An 18585-nucleotide genomic window follows, 5' to 3' on the forward strand; every position below is an offset into this window, starting at 1 on the left:
CTGAAGAACTTTTGCAAAATGAAGGGATTGGGGACAAAGTAGCAACCGCGATCGTTGAGTATTTTGCAGATGCGCGCAATCAAGAAGAAATTCAATTGCTTCTCCAAAGAGGTGTTTTGCCTCAGGAAGTGAAGTCTATCTCTCATAAGGGACATCCTTTTGATGCTAAAACCTTTGTTTTAACAGGAACTTTAAAGCAGTATACCCGGCCGGCTGCTGCCACCTTAATTAAAGAACGTGGGGGTAAAGTGACCAATTCTGTTAGCTCAAAAACCGACTATTTGCTTGCAGGAGAAGACCCAGGATCTAAGTTAGATAAGGCAAAATCGTTGCAGGTGAGAATTCTCACAGAAGAAGAATTTCAAGCGATGTTGGATTAATTTATTGTTGAAAATCTAGAAACAATGGCATGAGTAAGAAACGGAGATCAATTGGAGGAAAAAACCATGAGAAAGCTGTTAGCTTATGGATTATGCCTTTTTCTTTTGACATCATGTAATTCGTCAGAGCAAAAAGCTGAAGATCCACATCATATTAAAAAAGCAAATGCAGTTGTAAACCCCACAGAAGGATATAAAACCTGGGGAAATATCACCTTTACGGAAACTAAAGAAGGTGTTCAAATTGTCGCAAATGTGCAAGGTCTACCCGCGGGAAAGCATGGGTTTCATATCCATGAATTTGGTGATTGTAGTGCTCCAGATGCTTCCTCGGCAGGAGCACATTATGATCCGACCCACCACAAACATGGTGGCCCAGATGATTTGGACAGGCACGTGGGGGATCTTGGCAATTTAGAGGCCAATGAAAATGGGCATGCTCTTTATGAGCGTTTGGATAAAACAATAACTCTCAATGGTCCAAACAGCATTGTAGGGAAGTCGATTGTCATTCATGAAGATGAAGATGACTTTAAAAGTCAACCCGCAGGTAATTCAGGCAAACGTGTTGCTTGTGGGCTTATTCTTCCTCTTGAGGAGTAATTTTCAAGTCACAGGATAAGGAAGTTTGAATGAAGGATTTTCGGCACTAAACTGTCGGATTCCTTCATTTCTTAGAATGCAGGCCGGACATTTCTGGCACCCAAGTTTTTCAAGTCCTTCATAGCAGGTGATGGTTTCATTCAGAAGAAATTCTAAAACACCCATTTCTTGTGCTAATTCAAGCGTTTTCTTTTTACTCATATCTACTAAAGGTGTCTCAATTGTAAAAAGATGATCATCGAGATCTAAGCGCAAAAGTGTTTGTTTGAGATCCATATAAGCGCGTGAGCAATCGCGGTAACCGCTATGGTTTCCTTCAACGCCAATAATTCCCATGTATATACAATGAGCTCCTAACTCATGCGCATGAATAGCTCCTAATTGTGCCATTAAGCCGTTTCTTCCGACAACAAGAGTATTTGGGGCCTCCCCATTCCCACATTGAATGGGTAAAGAAGTGTCTGTTAAGGCGTTTGTCGTGATTTCTTTTAAACAAGGAATGGATAAAATAATGTGATCGACGTTCCAAGATTGACATATTTTCTTTGCTTGCTCCAATTCGCTAGAGTGTCTTTGGTCGTAGATAAAAGATAAACTTAGCACGTTTTCTACAGAAAAGGTGCGAATCGCTAGGGCTAAGCAAATACTTGAATCCATTCCCCCAGAGTGAATTACAACGGCTTTTTTTTGTAGTTTCATGACAATTGCGCGCTATGATTATCGTCGAGTTTTTTTAAATTAATGTGAAAACTTCAACTGTAGGCTTGTAGTTAGTGTTAAAAAATTAAATACAAGCCTAGTATCCTATCCTAGCCGAGTGAAAAAGTCAAGAGCTAGGGTTGCAGCAAACGTGATAAAAACAGGGAGCTTCACCGTTTTCCATCCATATAACTCATGCATGATATTGCAAAGCGTCAAAACGATAATGGATGGATAACAAATTGACACAATCGGATGAATAATGGACATCAACTGACTGAATCCCAAGTTAGCAAAAATAGTTGTGCAAAGCATCACGAGAATGATCGCAACAAAGTACGGCATTTGGAATCGAGATAGCTCTTTTTGCAGAACCTCGGCAAAAGTCACTCCTAGACTGATCACTGTTGTTAAACAAGCCAGTGCAACAGCGATTGTTGCAATTCCTCCCTGAAGAGGACCCAACAAATGAAAGGATAGTGTTGTCAAGAGCGATTCTGGTGGAATATTATCAATCACCGGACTGTGTAAAGCTGCCACTAAGCTAAGTCCAACATAAATTAAGCCTAAAAATATGCCACCTAAACATCCAGCTGCAATGGTGGTTTGCTTGACAATGCGAGAGTCTTTGATCTCTGCATCCTGAAATTGTTCGCGCAAAAGTTTCCAGACAGTGAAGGCGAAGAAAATGGAGGCAATCAGATCCATTGTGTCATATCCAACTAAAAGACCGTTACCAAAAGCTTCTAAGGAGTTTTGGGTAGAGGGCTGCAGACTTCCTTCAGAAGAAGACATTCCAAGGTAGATAATTAAAGTGAGAGAGCCCAAAAGGACTGGACTTAGCCAATAGCCAAGCAGAGGTAAAACGGTATCCCGCTTAGCAATGCAAGCTAATGCAACGATTCCAAACAAAAGGCTAAAATTAAATAGGGAAAGGTTTGGAAAATAGGTATGAAAAGACGCATAAGTTAAAACAACGCAACGAGGCATCACAGCAAACGGTCCGAGCAAGCCAGCACACACGAGCATGAGTAAATAGCCGGGAACTTTGCCGGTCCTTGAGAAAAAGGCCTTATAATCGCCTTTATATAAAATTGTTCCAAATAAGCCAAGTAAAGGGCCACCAATAGAAGTTAAGAGTAAGCCTGGTAAAGCGGAAAAAATCTCGTCACCAGCCATTTGTCCTAAAACAAGGGGGAAAACAACGTTTCCGGCTCCGAAAAACATCGAAAAAATAGCCAATCCCGTCATCCAGGTTGTTCGGCTGAAAAGAATATTCATATTATCCTGTCTTGAAAGAGTGAATCAAAAATCATATCCCTAAAGGGCATAAACATGCTTGGTTTTTTCACATGTCAATTAAATAAAAAATAGGAGGTAAAAAAAAGAAAATATATGTGCCCTAAGGCACGACGACAAACACGACAGGAGCAATAAATGCAACAGGCAAAAAGGATAAGCTGTTGATTAAATTGCTGAACATGAGATGACCTTTGTTTGATTGGAATATAGCATAATTTACCTTTTATGTCACGACTAATTGCAAAGGGCATGTCTAATTAAGCTTTTCTCTTTTTTCTAATTTTGTTACGTTTTGCTTAGAAAGAGACAATAAAAAGGAAAAGCAAACATGCATAAATGGATTGGAGGAATTATTGATCGCCTTTGTGTGGTAAGTGGGGCCCTTTTATTCTCTCAAATTCCCCAATTTATTCAGCAATATAGCCAACGTTTAGCTGGGCATGTGGCGGAGCTCAAAATTCAAGCTACAACTCTTGCAGAAGCTGCTCAATTTTCTGGTAAAACAATTGATCAGTTAATTTCTAAGTTTCTAACGAGTGGAGATTTGGATTTTGTTCACCAAGGTGAGCTTATGCAGCAAGCAATGGTGCGTTTTCATTACTTAAGTACTGCTCTCAGTAATCTTTATACAAGCACAGCTTTAAGTCGTCCTTTTATCTTCTTTTCCCAGATCGATATGGGCATTGCAGAGGGGACTCTAGAAAACTTTACTTTTGGCGTGAGTTTAACGATAGAAGGTGGCGTTTACGCTTTAATAGGGATGACTACTGGAGCATTGATGTATCGTGCCCTAGCTTTGTTAGGCCGAACCATCAAAAATTGCTTTGCTCAAGCTTTTCATGTTTTTTCATCTGATTAAAAAAAACGAGAGGCTACCAATCCTTCATACAAAGAATTGGTAGCCAATTAGAGAGCCGAAGCCCCCTAAATCCATTTTCCTTGATTCTCTAGAAAACGTGTATGTTTATGAGGTCTTGTTGCCGTATCCGCCAAACTATTAGGGTCTTGTGTAGAATTATTATTCGAAACAGTTGGAACTTGCGTATCTGTTACATTATTTTGAGTCACGTCAATACCTAATTCACTAGCTAAGGCTAAATCACTTGCATTTTTTGTGTTACTTGATACTGAATTATTTTGCGAGTTGACTTGAGCTGCATTAATTCCAGCAATGGCAGCTTCAACAGCCGCATCCTGGGGATCAACATTTTTTGAAGATTTTGATGTCGACGTCGCAGTAGTGCTGCTTAAACCAAAATCAGGACCATCATCTGTGTTATTATCAGGATTATTAGGATCATTAGCACTTTGCAAATCTTGTTGATAAAGCTGATCTATATAAGCTTGATAACTAGTATTACTACTATCATTATTAACAGAACTTGACATATGCTCCTCCTTAATCTTGAGGGCCTTTCCAATTATTAGAATAGCATATTTTTATTTAAAAATCAAGTAATACATTTGATTCAAGATGATTAAAGAAAGTAAGTTTGATAATAAAGAAGTGTGGAAATTGTTTTTCCATCTTGAATAGTACCGTCTTTGATCCAGGCCAGAATTTGTGCCCAAGGGAGAATCTCCACAGAGATATCTTCTGTATCATCCAATTTCTGACCTTGATAATTCAAATTGCATGCCATGTAGGCGAAGATTTTTTCATCGCAAATACCCGGAGAGGTATAAAATGAGGCTAAAAAAGACATATTTGAAGCTTGGTAGCCGGTTTCTTCGATCAGTTCGCGATGAGCTGTTTCTAAAGGGGGTTCTTCTGGTTCTAAAGTTCCGGCGGGGAGCTCCCATAAGGTTTTTCCTACCACAATCCGTTCATTTCGTATCATCACTACCTGTCCATCTTCCAGAATGGGAAGAATTACAACAGCCCCAGGGTGAATGACTGCATCCCGCTTGGCTAGCTTTCCATTCTTGCTCGGCGTTTCGGCGTGATAGACTGAAAATCGTTTACCCGTGTAAACAATTTTGGCCTGGGGAATATCAGTAAAAGGATGAAAGGGAGGTTTTTCCATAATTGGCCTGTTAGAATAAAAGACCTACTCTAACAAGCCTTGATTAATGAAGCAAGCCCTCTAAAAAATTAGAGGGCGATAAATTTTTAATCTATAATAAAATCCTTAATTTTTTGCGATTGTTTTGCTTTTTTTAACTCTTCTTTGATTTCAGGACTAAGATTAAAGCCATTCAAGCGAAAAACCGTATCCTTATGGTTCTGAGGAAAGCTTAGCACATGTTTAAAAAATTTGGATAGGAAATCAGGGGTATTGTATTTTGAGTTTTTTTTCATAAAAGATAAATCAGGCGAACAGGGATTCTCACGAAGTTTAAACGTATATCGAGTGATGACTGAAACAATTGGAGGAAAATTGTTACAGTCATCTGCTATGATTTCCCCTTTTTCTGTTGATTGGAAAAATTCCCCGATTTTGCCCATAGAAATATTTGTTTTGCTGACATCTAATTTTTTTATGATTTTAGTTAATTTTAATTTATCCCAATCAATTTGGTTAGTCTCTCTCAAAATAAGCTCTGTAATATGCGGATGTTTTTCTATTAGTTCTTCGAGCTCTTTTGCACATATATTTGTTTCGCTTAGATCCAATCTTCTAATAGTCTTTGGTAAAGTAAGTGTGCTCCAATTAATTTGGTTAGCGCCCTTTAAAATTAACCTGTGTAAGTGAGGAAGCTTTTCCATTAACAGTTCAACTTCGGGCCTTAGTAAATCTGTGTAGCTCAAATCAAGAGAGGTTACGCTTTCAAAATTACCTTTTGAAAATTGGTCTAGAAAGACTGGCACGCGTTTTTGATATTTTTGCAACTTAAAATATACAGAAAGTTTCCAATGCTTTTTATTCATCATCTTCTTGCTCATTTCAGCCAATAGAAATCTCACTTGATGATCTTTTGCAGCATCAAGTTTATAACTGACTTTAGATTTTTTATTTACGATGGTTAAGATTTTGTGATTCGACTGTTCAGTATACCCTAGAGTAATAGGCTGATTATCCACAGCTAAACAATGAATGTTTAAAGAAGATGAAAAATGGTTAGTTAGATCGACAACAATTCTTGAGCAAATGTTTTGTTTTGCATCCAGTGAATGAAGCGGGATTTTTTTACAAAGATTTTCGAGTTTATAAAATAAAAAACGGATCTGAAAAGAAGATTGTGGATTGATTTGGGAGTGATTTGTTGTATGATAATTTCCAATAGAATTCATGTTTAATTTCCTTTGAGTTTTCGGTTGAAATAGTAAATTTCGGTGTCATTATATATGGAAATACATTGTATTTTATGTTTAGACTATCTTTTTAATCAATTGTTTAATGATTTGTTTGATTTCGTTGTTACTAGATTAAATTTATAAATCGATAAAAATGAAGTAGAGAATATTGAGAGGAAAAAGTATACTTTGCGATTTACTAACATTGGTTTGAGGAACAGACATGAATCTTTTTTCGTCACCAAAAATTTTGCTTGTATTAGGGACTTTGTTTGCCTTAGCTGCCGTGACAATAGGGTCGTTTGGGGCGCATTATCTCAAAAACCGTTTAGCTACCGAGGCTTTAACGACATTTGAAATCGGTGTGCGCTATCAAATGTATCATGCTTTAGCGCTTGTTTTAGTGGCCCTTATTTGCTTGCTTTATCCTCAGGCAGCATTAATGACAGCTGGTTGGTGTTTTGTCTTGGGAATGATGCTTTTTTGTGGAAGTTTGTATGCTTTAGCATGCACTGGAGTAAAGTGGTGGGGGGCTGTGACGCCGATCGGCGGGATCACATTCCTTGTGGGTTGGATATTTTTCTTGATAGGAGTGTGGAAAGGGGTATGAAACAAAAACGTGTTATTTTAAAGCCAGGCAAAGAAAAGGCTGTTCTTCATCATCATCATTGGATCTTTTCTGGAGCAATAGCCTCGAGCCCTTCCTATGAAAATGGGGAAATACTCCCAGTCTATGCCTCCAATCATGTGTTATTAGGGCATGCTTACTTTAATCGGCAATCATCTATTGCAGGTCGAATGGTTGCTTTTGGAGAGTCGGATCCGGAAAAGACGATTCGAGAAAATCTTGAGAAAGCCATCCAGTTTCGTAAAGCTTGGTTTCATGGAAAGAATACCACGGCCTATCGTTTAGTGAATGGAGAGGGCGATAGTCTTCCAGGATTAATTGTGGATCAATATGCCGATTATTTGGTCATTCAAATTTCAACAATGGGCATGGAAAGATTAAAAGGACTGATTGTTTCAGAATTGAACCGACTTCTTGCACCTCAGTTAATCTATGAAAAATCTTTGCTTCCTTCTAGAAAAGAGGAGGGGCTTCAGCCTTTTCAAGATATTTTAATGGGGAACCTTCCTGATGAAGTCGAAATTTTTGAGAACGGGCTTCGGTTCAAAGTATCAATTGTTCAAGGGCAAAAGACAGGCTTTTTTCTTGATCATAGGGAAATGCGACAAGAAATTCGCCAATTAGCTGCTCAAAAACGGGTGCTTAATTGCTTTAGCTACACTGGCGGATTTAGCGTATACGCCGTTGCCGGAGGAGCAGAAAGTGTTGACTCAGTGGATATTTCGGAAAAAGCGATTGAAGAAGCCAAAATCAATATGGAGCTCAATTCTAGTCAGTGCAAGAGTGAATTTTATTGTGAAGATGTGTTCGAATTTTTACGTAGTTCTACGCTTGACTATGATTTAGTGATTTTAGATCCTCCAGCGTTTGCCAAAAAGAAAAGTGATCAAATTTCTGCTTGTAGAGCTTACAAAGACATCAACCGCGTAGCTATGCAAAAGATGCCTAAGGGTTCGTTGTTGTTGACAAGTTCATGCTCTTATTATGTCGACGAAAGTTTATTTCAAAAAGTGGTCTTTCAGGCATGCGAAGAAGCAAAAAGAAGCGCAAAAATTATAGGACGCCACCATTTAGCTCCTGATCATCCGATCAATCTAGCTCATCCGGAAGGCGACTATCTGAAAAGCCTGCTTCTTTTCATCAGTTAAAGTCGATACATTCAAAGCACCTGCCATTGCAGCGGGTGCTTATATTTTTATGTAATTGTAAACGTGGGCTTAGGAAGCTCAATTCCGATTCGTCAACAAATGACAAGGCTCTCGTTACAGCCTGTTAATCTAAAAGACTTTTCGGGTTTTTGATAATTCGCACAAAAGTGAATAAACAGGAAGATACGGATCTCATTGACATCCTTGTTTGGATGTTTTTGTAATTCACGACATAGGCTTAAAAGGGTATTTCCAGACTTCGGTTTTTCCAAAAGCTTTCCTATTCTTTTACTAGCTCTTTCCTTTAAAAATTCATAGCATCTGAAAATTCGTTTATAGATAAAGAAGGTATTCCAGCTCTCGAATTAGCAATGGCCGTGAGAACATTAAAGTTCAATGGAAAGAGCTTTAAAAGGCTCATAAGTTGACCGTAAGGGATGTTTACACAAAAACAAATAAAAAGTAGATTGCGTACTTTTTTAGCATCTACGTAGCTTGTATCTGTCAGTAGATGGTGACAAAAATCTGAAATAAAGCTAAAAAGATTTCTCTTTCCTAAAATTCTACCTATTCTTCTGATATGATTTTCAGGGGCCAAATTTTTCTCTTCCACATCTTGAATAAATTTTGGAAACAGGTTTGAGATACATTCTATCACCTCTGGTTCAAGGTTGAATTCATCTAATGTTTCGATATAGTCAAGATGGAGATCCCACTGATTGAAACTTCCCTCATCGAGAATTATTTTTGCCGTTATAAGGCAGTTTTCATAATCCCGATTTTCTTTCTGTAGCTCTTTTGCTTGTTTTAAATTTTCATGAATTAAATATTTAAATATGTCGATCGATTGTTTAGAAAAACGATTGAATGTGATTTGATTTGATTGAGCTATTGCCCAGTTTCCCCAAAACTTAGCATGCTTTAAAACAAATGCGTTAAGTGAATGAAAAGATTCCACGGGTAAGTGAAAAGATGGATTGTGTCTCAATAATTGAATAGCTCTATTTAAAGGCCGTAGAGTTTTGAAAAAGCTCCTTGTTTTTACAAAGTAATGAAGAATCTCATGGGTTTTCCCTAGCATCATTTTTGCTGCAAAGATAGCGGGTTTGTATCGATTGATTTTCTTTGTAAAATGACAGAGTTCTTTGCGTTTAAAATTAGGATCTTTAGTGATCAACAAAACAGGGAAAAAACTTTCTACAAATTGCATCACTTCAAGATCCAGGGAATCGGTAATGAGAGAATCTAAGAAGCTAGAAAGATTTTCAGGAAGTTTTTTTATATCTTGATTTTTCTCTTTAAATATAGTGAAAAACGTTTTCCCTATTATTAATTTTTCTGAAACATCTAAGTTTAAAGTGTAAATAATCAATTCATCATAAAAAAGTTTGAGTAATTCGCTATCGTTTTGTTTTTGCAAACACTTAAAGATGTCTAAAAAATTATGATTATTTTCAGCGTGCTCCATGATAGCTTTTAAAAATACTTTACGCACTTCTGTTTCAAACAATCGGATAAATTTAAAAGCTTGTTGGATTCCAGTGTCTGGATTGATGGCTAAAATTTCTTGAATGAGATTAAGTTGACATTTTTCACGCAGGTTTATGGGAGTGTTTTGTTCCGCTTTGCGAAAGACTCGCATTGCTTTATGTGCTTTTTTTTCATGCAAAAAGGCAATAATCTGTTGAATAGCCTCGCTATCATAAGAGTAAGGGGGGGATTTTAGGTTTGCTTTACCTAGATTAGGCTCAATCAGAGTGGGTAGTATGGTGATATCTTGATTTAGATTAAGATTTATACGATTTAAAGAGTCCAGAAAATCCTGGTGTGCGACATCCATGCGCTCACTTACAGACACCGCATCTGTAGTAAAATCTTGAGGTTTTTTGATAAAAGAAAAGCGTTCTTGGATCATCGCTTTAATAGAGGGATCCTGACAGATCGGTAGTTCGAGGACAATTTCTATGGCATTAGATAGAAAAGATGTAGGATCAAACGAAAAAACAGTTGAAGAAAAATTTTCAGAAGGTTTGGGGTTAAGAATGACAGCATTAATTTCAATAAAGTGAATACAGGCGATATAATCCTTGATGACATGGAAAGACTCTTCTAGAGGCATAGAAGATGCAAAAGGTAAAATTTTTTGTAGAATGAGTGTTGCAACGACACTTTCTTGAAGTTTGAACTTGATTTTGTTTGGTCTCAGAAAACTAAAACTATTAAAGGATAATTGGTTTCGATTGACGGTTGACTTTACAACATCAAAAAGATGTTTAGCAAGTGCAGCATTTTTGATGTTACCCGCTATATGGAATAAGTGGAGTAAAATGGGAAAAGCAAGATCAATTTTTTCACTAGGAATACGAGAAAGATGTTCTGGCTTTTTGTCATAAATATTTGGGATAAGTTTTCTTAAAGAAAAAATTATTTTTGCGAGCGCATTGTTAGAATTTACAATTTTTTCATCTGAAAGGATGAAAAAAAGAATACTGAGAGAGATAGATAAAAACGTTGGATTATGGTAACTTGTCGATTCATATGGCATCCAAGAAAATAACTCATCAATCCCTTCTTCCAATTGATTGTGATGCAGTACAAAAAGAAAATGCTTAAATAGTTTATCCGCAATAATGGATTCACTTTCGTTTATTGAGCTTATAAGCCCAAAAAAGCAGATGAATTTTTTTTGATCGAAATTAAATGCATTTTCATCTAGTAAATTAAAAAAAACTTCCCAATCCATGTATTTTTTTTCAGAAAAGAGGCAACACTTTAATGATTCTTCTAAATTATCCATGGAATAGCAACGCGCAAATTTATATAAATTGATAAAAAGCATTAAATCTGAACTTTTATATAAATCCCTTAAATAGAGAGAACCTCCTTTATCACTCACATAAGTACATATCGCTTCAATCGTTGCGCTATCGAAAGTAAAAGTCACTTCTTTTGAACAGAGGATGTCCGAATTTTTGTAAGATAATTCATTCTTGAACATTCCAAAAAGTTCCAAAGTTTTAATGTCGATAGTGAATGATTTATCTGTAGCATGTATGGTTATTGGATTGGTATTTGGGAAAGGGGATGGTAATGAAGAAATATTTTGAGGCGGGAAAAAATTTACAGGAACTTGCATTGCATTCTCATCATATTATTTAAAAACTAAAACGTTATAATTTAAAATAAATGAGGAATGATTGCAATTAGTTGATTTTAGAAAGACTTAACTAACTTCACATAGAATAGAGATGATCAGGAGAAGGAAGCTGGCAATGTGGAGCAAGGAGTTGTTCGAGCCAGTCAAATGCTTTCTGATGAAAGGTAGATAATGCTCCTGCAGCGCAGTGCTCTCCTGCACCTTCAGCACTCGAAAATAAAAAGTAATTTTTGGGACATGTCAATGTTTGATAAAGTTCTTTGGCTTGGCCCGTACAGTATTGTTCATTTTCCGCATTTAATATGAGGGAAGGGCAGTGAATGTCTTGAGAAATACCTTCCAGATTATAGGCTTGCCAGGCACGTAACAATTCTACAGGGGAATCTACTCCATGCACCCACATTTTGCTTTTGAATTTAAAAGCCATGAAAGGATTTGTCAGAGCTTGAGTCATAAATTTTTCAAGATAGCGATTTTCATCATGTTCAAGCAAAGTTGTGACTTCAGGGAAACTTTTTTTAATATTTTCTAGAGCATCAAACTGCCCTGGATTGGCAATCAATCCGGCTAGGCGATGTTCAAAAGCTGCCGCACGTGAAGTAATCAGTCCACCCCAGCTTAATCCAACTAAAATAATGGCGTCTGATTTGACCTCAGGTTGTTTGATAAGAAAGTCGACAACTGGAGTGATGACATTCTCCCAGTCTGGTCGCATATAGAGGTTTTCTTTAATGAGGGCTTCTCCTTGACCCGGTCCGTCAAAGCATAAGGCATGATATCCTCTTTTTAAAGCGGCATTGGCAAGAGCTAAATAGCTTTCTTGCTGTGTGCTATCGTTGCCTCCATTTACAATCAAAACTGGTCGTTTTGCGTCAGATGAATCCACCTTGTAAAAATAGCCAGGAAGAGAGGACCCCTCAAAAGGGATACGGACAGCTTCAACCGGATGTGAAAATAACTCTGCGGCTTTGGAAAATGTTTCAGTATGGGATTGATAGGCATGCACTAAACGAGGATCTATAGGTTGACCAAATAGGAAGAAAAAGGCTGTGCGGTAGTAATTGGATGCGCGTAGATAGGCTTGACGTGCGCTTACAACGTTACCAGCTTGCTTTGAAACTTCTGCGGATTGTTCAACTCGCTGAGCAGTTTGCAGCCAATTTTCGTGCCAACTATCCCAATCATTTTCTTTAATGCGTTCAGCTGTCGACAAACATTCTCCGATGTCCGCGCCTTCGCAATAAGCGTAGGAAAGGGTTCTTAATAGTTGAGCATCTAACTGAGGCGTATTAAAGAATATTTTCATAACTTAAATCCGATAATGAAGATATACGCAATCGTCCAAACGTTTGGTTTCTTTTAATTGGAATTGCGGAGCGTTGATCAGGGTTTGAGGAGAAAAGCTTCCGAATAGAGGAATCCCATCACAGCCTAAAACTTTAGGTCCTATATAAAGATGGAGGGTTTGAATGAGTTGTTCATGCATAAATTGTCCCAACAAAGTTGCGCCACCTTCAATTAATACTTGAAGAATTCCTTTTTTTCCTAGTGTCTTCATTACTTCATTTAAGTCAACCCCTTCTCCATTTTTTGCCTGTGATAAAATGATCGATTCAATTCCATGGGATTGCCACATATCTCGGATTTCTGTCGAACAGCGATCCGTTGTTAAAATGCATGTCGGAGCTAAGTTTGTGTTAAATAGAGGAGAAGATAGGTCGGTTAAGGTGCCGCGACTATCTAAAACAACGCGCAGGGGAGCTTGGTAGGGAAGCGGGGAAAAAGAACGAACAGTTAAACGAGGGTGATCATATTTTGCTGTGCCACTGCCGATCAAAATGGCTTGGGATTCTGCCCGAAGCCTTTGTGCATCTTGCCGTGACAATTCATTTGTAATCCATTTTGACGTATGATCGGAGGCGGCTACACGTCCATCCAGACTAATTGCTGCTTTCGCCACGCAAAACGGGCGACCTGTTTTGCGTTGAAAAAGATAAGGCTCCAGAAGCTCCGTGGCTCGTTGCTGCTCAACCCCCACAGTTACTGAAATCCCCGCCTCTTTAAGTTTTTGAATCCCTCTTCCGCTCACTTGTGGATCAGGATCTTCTAAAGCGATGACAACATGGGCGATTTTGGCTTGAATAATAGCGTTTACACAGGGAGGAGTTTTACCAAAATGGGAACAGGGTTCAAGAGTGACATAAAGAGTGCTATTTTCTGCCTGATGCAGAGCTTGCCGTAAAGCCATAATTTCAGCATGTGCTTCTCCAGGGGCTTGCGTAAAGCCTTCACCCACAATTTTTCCTTGTTTAACAATAACAGCTCCGACCCAAGGATTGGGTGGAGAAAGCAATCGAGCCTGGGTGGCCAGTGCTAAGGCTCGATCCATGAATATAGCATCTATCGACATGCGCTAGATCTCCCGATTCTTCAATAAATCTTGAATCACTTGGGGATCTGATAGTGTTGAGATATCGCCTAAGCTATCCAATTCATTTTCCGCAATTTTGCGGAGGATGCGTCGCATGATTTTTCCTGAGCGTGTTTTTGGAAGAGCTTTGGCAAAATGGATCCGTTCCGGAACTGCAATTGCCCCAATCACTTGCTTGACATGATCGCGCAGAAATTGTTTAAGGGAATCTGTAGGAGAGATTCCTTCAACCAATGTGACAAAAGCTTCTAAACCTTGACCTTTAATCGTATGTGGAAATGGAACCACCGCAGCTTCGGCAACAGAGGGAAAGCTTGTGAGGGCACTTTCTACTTCTGCTGTTCCAATCCGGTGCCCTGATATGTTCACCACGTCATCTAGCCGGCCGAGTAACCAGTAGTCGCCATCCGAATCTATATGACAGCCATCTCCAGTAAAATAGACATTTTTAAAAGTCGTAAAATACGTATTAATGAAACGGTCGTGATTTCCCCAGGCGGTTCGCATGATTCCCGGCCATGGTTTTTGAATGCACAAGCTCCCTCCCTCATGTTTATCACATGGTGTGCCGTCGGGACGCAGAATAATCGGATCAATCCCAAAAAAGGGGCGTCCTGCACTTCCCGGCTTTATGCTAAAACATGCAGGAAAGGGGGTAATCATGATTCCTCCCGTTTCGGTCTGCCACCAGGTGTCTTCGATGGGGCATTTTTCGCGGCCAATATTTTCGTAAAACCACATCCAAGATTCTGGATTGATCGGTTCCCCAACAGTTCCAAGTACACGCAAAGAAGCCAATGAATATTTTTTAGGGAATTCTTGCCCGTGACTGATTAAAGTACGGATGGCCGTCGGAGAGGTGTAAAAAACAGTCACTTTATGTTTATCAATCACTTGCCAAAATCTGCCAGCATCCGGGTAGGTAGGGATTCCTTCGAACATAAGCGATGTAGATCCATTTGCTAGTGGACCATACACGACATAGCTATGACCTGTCACCCAACCAATGTCTGCTGTGCACCAGTAGACATCATCCTCGTGAATATTAAAGACATAACGATGTGTCATAGCTGCAAAGAGGAGGTACCCTGCTTGTGTATGCACCACACCTTTAGGCTTTCCAGTAGACCCAGACGTATATAAAATGAATAGAGGATCTTCTGCATTTAAAGTTACGGGAGGGCAATCAGCAGAAGCAGATCTCATTTCGTCATGATACCAGCTATCGCGTCCTTCTTTCATGACACAAGCAGTTTCATTTCTTTTCACGACAATGACCTGCTTAACAGTTGGACATAACTCTAAAGCCTTATCCATGGTACTTTTCAGAAAAATTTCTTTGCCTCCTCGCAGGGAAACATTTGAGGTGACAACACATTCACATGTGGCATCATTGATCCGGTGGATAATCGCTTCTGCGCTAAATCCACCAAAAATAACAGAGTGGATTGCTCCAATACGTGCGCATGCAAGCATGGCGACAGCCAATTCTGGGATCATCGGTAAATACAGGCAAACTCGATCACCTTTTTGGACACCCTTTTGTTTAAGAATAGAGGCAAATTGGCAAACTTCTTGATGAAGCTCTTTGTAGGTGATTTGGCGAACTTCCTCGTCAGCTTCACCTTGCCAAAGAATTGCTATTTTATCAGACGTCTCTGTTTCCAAATGTCGATCTAAGCAATTCACACTCACGTTAAGTTTCCCATCTTCGAACCAGGAATGCTCAACCAGGCGGCGATCAGAATCCCAAATATGCTTTCCCGCATGTTTTGGCTGTTTTGACCATGTGAGAGACTTTGCTTGCTCAAGCCAGAATGAATCGGGATCCTTTAAAGATCTTTGGTAGAGCGCTTTATATTCTTTCGCATTCTTTATCCAGGCTTTTTTCTGAAACTCTGGTGATGGGGGGAAAAAACGTTTTTCCTCCATTAAATTTTCGAGAGAGGGAATATCTGAATTAGGCATGCTTTACTTCCTTGTTTACCCAGAAGTTGAGGATAACTTTTTTTTCATTGATTTTGAAGGTCAAAATTCGCTGCAAGTCCATATTTTAGAGGAAAGAAATGTCACTATTTGAATACAATACGTCTTCTAACAAACCATTAAACCATATAGGAGCCTTTATGAAAACGCAGTTGTTTCGATTCGCTTTGGCATTATTCATCTGTTGCACACAATTAGGCTTCGCAACACCTGAGGAGTTAAAAACAATGGAAAATAAAGCACAAAAAGATGTGGTTGTCATGCAGACTTCCCTTGGAGAAATTAAATTAGAGTTATTTTCTAAAGAAGCTCCAGTAACTGTGAAAAACTTTTTAGATTACGTAGCAGCCGGATTTTATGATCACACCATTTTCCACCGTGTCATTGATGGATTTATGATTCAGGGTGGGGGTTTTACGAAAGATTTTGATCAAAAGCCAACAAAAGCTCCTATAAAAAATGAAGCTGGAAATAATATTTCCAATAAAAAAGGGACGATTGCGATGGCTCGCACATCCGAACCAAACAGCGCAACAGCGCAATTCTTCATTAATGTTGCGGATAACACCTTTTTAGATCACCATGGCGAAACACCACGTGATTTTGGATACTGTGTTTTTGGGCAAGTTATTAGTGGCATGGATGTTGTAGATCAAATTCGCAAAGTTAAAACGGGTTCTTATGCGGGTCATGGAGATGTCCCAAAAGAAACTGTTGAGATCATCAGCATCAAAAAAGAACAAAACTAAACGAGGTTAGAAGTGGAAGGGATCATTCAAGAAGCTGTTCTGCCCCATGTGGGGGTGATGACCTTCTTTCTTCTGACGGGTGTAATCATTAATTGGATCGCTTATCTAGGGGGATTTTATAAGCTACCCTATGATGACGATCCATTTTTTTCTGACCATTCCTCTCTTTCTTTTTTAAAGTTATTAGGCGTTTTCGCGGTTTTTTTAGGAATAAACGCTGTCATTACGGTGCTTGTACGAGTCTATCTTTTGATCAACAAGGGAATTCCCATTTTTAAAGACATTGCTATTGACGAAGTGTTGGGCCCTACCTTTCTAGGTTGGATGGATCTTCTCTTTATTTTTTGTAGCGTTGCAAGTATCCTTTTTTACAGCTATCTTTGGGGGCCCTCTATGTGGGACGCTTTAGCTGGAAAAAATGGCTTAAGTTCAGTCCAACGCAGCCTGCGTGATTTTGGAATGGGCGTTCTAGCGCTTGTGATTTGCTATCCCTTAGTGAATTTTTTTAATGAAATCTTAGAAGTCGTATTTGAGATTTTTCACATTCCACCAATCGAACAGGTGCCGGTGGAAAAAATTGTTGCGATTAGAGATAATCCTTCTCTTTTCCTTGTGACAAGCTTGTCCGTTTTATTTCTTGTTCCGTTTGCTGAAGAAATTTTATTTCGAGGCTATTTGCAAACCTGGATCAAGCAAAAACTTGGAAGATTTTCAGGGATTGTTTTAACCTCTTTGATCTTTGCTTTTTTCCATTATGCAGATAAGCAAGGCATTCGAAATGTTCAATTCATCGGGACTCTTTTTGTCCTTTCCTGTTTTTTAGGCTATGTAAAAGAACGGCAGCAATCAATTTGGGCACCTTTTGGCCTTCATGCTGCTTTTAATTCAATTGCATTAGCAGCCATCTATTTTAAAGTGTGAGAGAAACGATGCGCATTGCGATCATTGGTGCTGGATTTAGTGGGCTCGCAGCTGCATGGTATTTTTTGCAACAGCCCCATTTTGAAGTGACAGTTTTTGACAAAAAAGGGATTGGAGGGGGAGCTTCAGGTGTGGCGGCCGGTTTACTGCACCCTTATGCGGGCGCGCATGCCAAACTTAATCGTTTTGGAAAAGAAGGTTGGGAAGAGTCTTGCCATCTCATTGAAATCGCTGAAGAGGCATTAGGTATGCCTGTGGCAGATCGAAACGGGTTACTTCGCTTAGCTTTGAACGACCAGCAGGTGAGCGATTTTACGCTCAGTTCTACTCGTTATTCAGATGTCCAATTTTTTTCTGAAGCGCAGTGTCAGCAACATGTTCCTGGAGTCAAAGCGATAGCAGGTATTTTTATTCACACCGCTATGGCTGTTTATTCCGATCTTTATCTACAAGGCTTATGGAAAGCCTGCAAAAGAAAAGGTGCGGAATTTTTGCAGCAAGAAATCAAACGTTTGGATGAAGTAAGTCAGTTTGATTGTGTGGTTATAGCGGCAGGCGGTGAGATCATGCAATTGATTGATGCGACACGTTATTCTCTGACATTAATTAAAGGGCAATTATTGGAATTAGAGTGGCCTCAAGGATTAGCGCCTTTATCATTTCCTCTGAGTTCGCAAGCTTACTTAACAATGTCTCCAGATAGAAAAACATGTTTAGTCGGGTCGACTTTTGAAAAGCAATTCACTGATTTGCAAGTAGATCTTGAACAAGCTATCCAAGAGATCATTCCCAAAGCCGCTGCTTTTTTCCCTGCTATACAAACCATGAAAATTGTGAAAGGATATGCCGGAGTGCGTATTGCTTCAAAAAATCATCTCCCTTTTTATGAAAAAATCGATGCAAAAACGTGGATCATCACAGGGATGGGATCTAAGGGACTTTTATATCACGCTTTATATGCAAAGCAACTTGGAGTGGAAATAGGCAGAACAAATTAGCAAAAAAACTCTTCAAAGCCGCACACAAATTTAAAAGAATTTAACATGTTAGAACAATTGAATATAGATGCTGATAAAGAACTAACCAAAGAAGAGATGAAGGGGGGCATTTGCGGAGCTGCAAAAGGACTTATTTCTTCTATACCATATGTAGGGGGACCTTTGATAGGTGCTTGGGAAGGTTATCAGAATGCACGCAAAGAAATTACCTTCAGGGAATTTGATGAAAGATTAAAAAAAATAGATACAACCAAACTAGATTTGGAGTATATGCAAACCTCTGAATTTTGGGACTTTTTTTCTAAAATAGTACTTGAAAGACAAAAGGCTAGGGAGATCGGAAGA

The 18585-nt window shown here is 38.9% G+C and carries 18 protein-coding genes; 9 read left to right on the plus strand and 9 right to left on the minus strand.

Annotated features, from left to right (window positions below):
* Both AB7E63_RS10715 and AB7E63_RS10720 read left to right on the plus strand, forming a co-directional pair.
* Window positions 1-380, plus strand: a 380-nt coding sequence (locus AB7E63_RS10715; protein WP_428419475.1) for a BRCT domain-containing protein, incomplete at its 5' end; no start/stop codon positions are given.
* A gap of 66 nt (window positions 381-446) precedes the next feature.
* Window positions 447-983, plus strand: a complete 537-nt coding sequence (locus AB7E63_RS10720) for a superoxide dismutase family protein (protein ID WP_013924963.1) — start codon at window positions 447-449, stop codon at window positions 981-983.
* A 3-nt stretch (window positions 984-986) separates the two neighbouring features.
* Here AB7E63_RS10720 and queC read toward each other — a convergent pair whose 3' ends face one another.
* Together queC and AB7E63_RS10730 are read right to left on the minus strand one after the other, a co-directional pair.
* On the minus strand, window positions 987-1682 hold the full coding sequence (gene queC / locus AB7E63_RS10725) for a 7-cyano-7-deazaguanine synthase QueC (protein WP_006340289.1): 696 nt from the start codon (window positions 1680-1682) through the stop codon (window positions 987-989).
* Window positions 1683-1787: 105 nt separating this feature from the next.
* Complete coding sequence (locus tag AB7E63_RS10730; protein WP_006340288.1) at window positions 1788-2963, minus strand: branched-chain amino acid transport system II carrier protein; 1176 nt, start codon at window positions 2961-2963, stop codon at window positions 1788-1790.
* 349 nt (window positions 2964-3312) lie between these two features.
* On the opposite strand from AB7E63_RS10730, the gene AB7E63_RS10735 reads away from it, so the two are divergent.
* Window positions 3313-3843, plus strand: a complete 531-nt coding sequence (locus tag AB7E63_RS10735; RefSeq protein ID WP_006340287.1) for a DUF2937 family protein — start codon at window positions 3313-3315, stop codon at window positions 3841-3843.
* A gap of 65 nt (window positions 3844-3908) precedes the next feature.
* Here the strand turns inward: AB7E63_RS10735 and AB7E63_RS10740 are convergent, their stop codons facing one another.
* The 3 genes from AB7E63_RS10740 to AB7E63_RS10750 form a co-directional block, all read right to left on the minus strand.
* A complete protein-coding gene (locus AB7E63_RS10740) occupies window positions 3909-4373 on the minus strand; it encodes a hypothetical protein (RefSeq protein ID WP_006340286.1) in 465 nt (154 codons plus the stop codon).
* 89 nt (window positions 4374-4462) lie between these two features.
* Window positions 4463-5011 (minus strand): NUDIX hydrolase, encoded by a 549-nt coding sequence (locus AB7E63_RS10745; protein WP_006340285.1) that lies wholly within the window; start codon window positions 5009-5011, stop codon window positions 4463-4465.
* Between the two features lie 86 nt (window positions 5012-5097).
* Window positions 5098-6009, minus strand: coding sequence for a hypothetical protein (locus tag AB7E63_RS10750; RefSeq protein ID WP_241208962.1), 912 nt, complete (start codon window positions 6007-6009; stop codon window positions 5098-5100).
* Window positions 6010-6445: 436 nt separating this feature from the next.
* On the opposite strand from AB7E63_RS10750, the gene AB7E63_RS10755 reads away from it, so the two are divergent.
* Together AB7E63_RS10755 and AB7E63_RS10760 are read left to right on the plus strand one after the other, a co-directional pair.
* A complete protein-coding gene (locus AB7E63_RS10755) occupies window positions 6446-6832 on the plus strand; it encodes a DUF423 domain-containing protein (RefSeq protein WP_006340283.1) in 387 nt (128 codons plus the stop codon).
* A complete protein-coding gene (locus AB7E63_RS10760; RefSeq protein WP_006340282.1) occupies window positions 6829-7998 on the plus strand; it encodes a class I SAM-dependent rRNA methyltransferase in 1170 nt (389 codons plus the stop codon). Before AB7E63_RS10755 ends, AB7E63_RS10760 begins: the two co-directional genes overlap by 4 nt.
* Window positions 7999-8302: 304 nt before the next feature.
* Here the strand turns inward: AB7E63_RS10760 and AB7E63_RS10765 are convergent, their stop codons facing one another.
* The 4 genes from AB7E63_RS10765 to acs all read right to left on the minus strand — a co-directional run bounded on the left by AB7E63_RS10765 (window position 8303) and on the right by acs (window position 15554).
* Complete coding sequence (locus AB7E63_RS10765) at window positions 8303-11134, minus strand: hypothetical protein (protein WP_006340281.1); 2832 nt, start codon at window positions 11132-11134, stop codon at window positions 8303-8305.
* A 97-nt stretch (window positions 11135-11231) separates the two neighbouring features.
* A complete protein-coding gene (locus tag AB7E63_RS10770) occupies window positions 11232-12461 on the minus strand; it encodes an alpha/beta hydrolase family protein (RefSeq protein ID WP_006340280.1) in 1230 nt (409 codons plus the stop codon).
* Window positions 12462-12464: 3 nt separating this feature from the next.
* A complete protein-coding gene (ribD, locus tag AB7E63_RS10775; RefSeq protein WP_013924958.1) occupies window positions 12465-13565 on the minus strand; it encodes a bifunctional diaminohydroxyphosphoribosylaminopyrimidine deaminase/5-amino-6-(5-phosphoribosylamino)uracil reductase RibD in 1101 nt (366 codons plus the stop codon).
* A gap of 3 nt (window positions 13566-13568) precedes the next feature.
* Window positions 13569-15554: an acetate--CoA ligase gene (gene acs, locus AB7E63_RS10780; protein ID WP_013924957.1), complete on the minus strand. Its 1986-nt coding sequence runs from the start codon at window positions 15552-15554 to the stop codon at window positions 13569-13571.
* 158 nt (window positions 15555-15712) lie between these two features.
* Between acs and AB7E63_RS10785 the strand changes: the two genes are divergently transcribed.
* The 4 genes from AB7E63_RS10785 to AB7E63_RS10800 all read left to right on the plus strand — a co-directional run.
* On the plus strand, window positions 15713-16321 hold the full coding sequence (locus AB7E63_RS10785; RefSeq protein WP_006340276.1) for a peptidylprolyl isomerase: 609 nt from the start codon (window positions 15713-15715) through the stop codon (window positions 16319-16321).
* Window positions 16322-16333: 12 nt separating this feature from the next.
* Window positions 16334-17242: a CPBP family intramembrane glutamic endopeptidase gene (locus AB7E63_RS10790; protein ID WP_013924956.1), complete on the plus strand. Its 909-nt coding sequence runs from the start codon at window positions 16334-16336 to the stop codon at window positions 17240-17242.
* 8 nt (window positions 17243-17250) lie between these two features.
* Complete coding sequence (locus AB7E63_RS10795) at window positions 17251-18240, plus strand: FAD-dependent oxidoreductase (RefSeq protein WP_059358686.1); 990 nt, start codon at window positions 17251-17253, stop codon at window positions 18238-18240.
* 45 nt (window positions 18241-18285) lie between these two features.
* A partial coding sequence (locus AB7E63_RS10800; RefSeq protein ID WP_428419483.1) for a hypothetical protein occupies window positions 18286-18585 on the plus strand: 300 nt, incomplete at its 3' end.

Source organism: Parachlamydia sp. (assembly GCF_050255895.1).
Lineage (GTDB): Bacteria > Chlamydiota > Chlamydiia > Chlamydiales > Parachlamydiaceae > Parachlamydia > Parachlamydia acanthamoebae.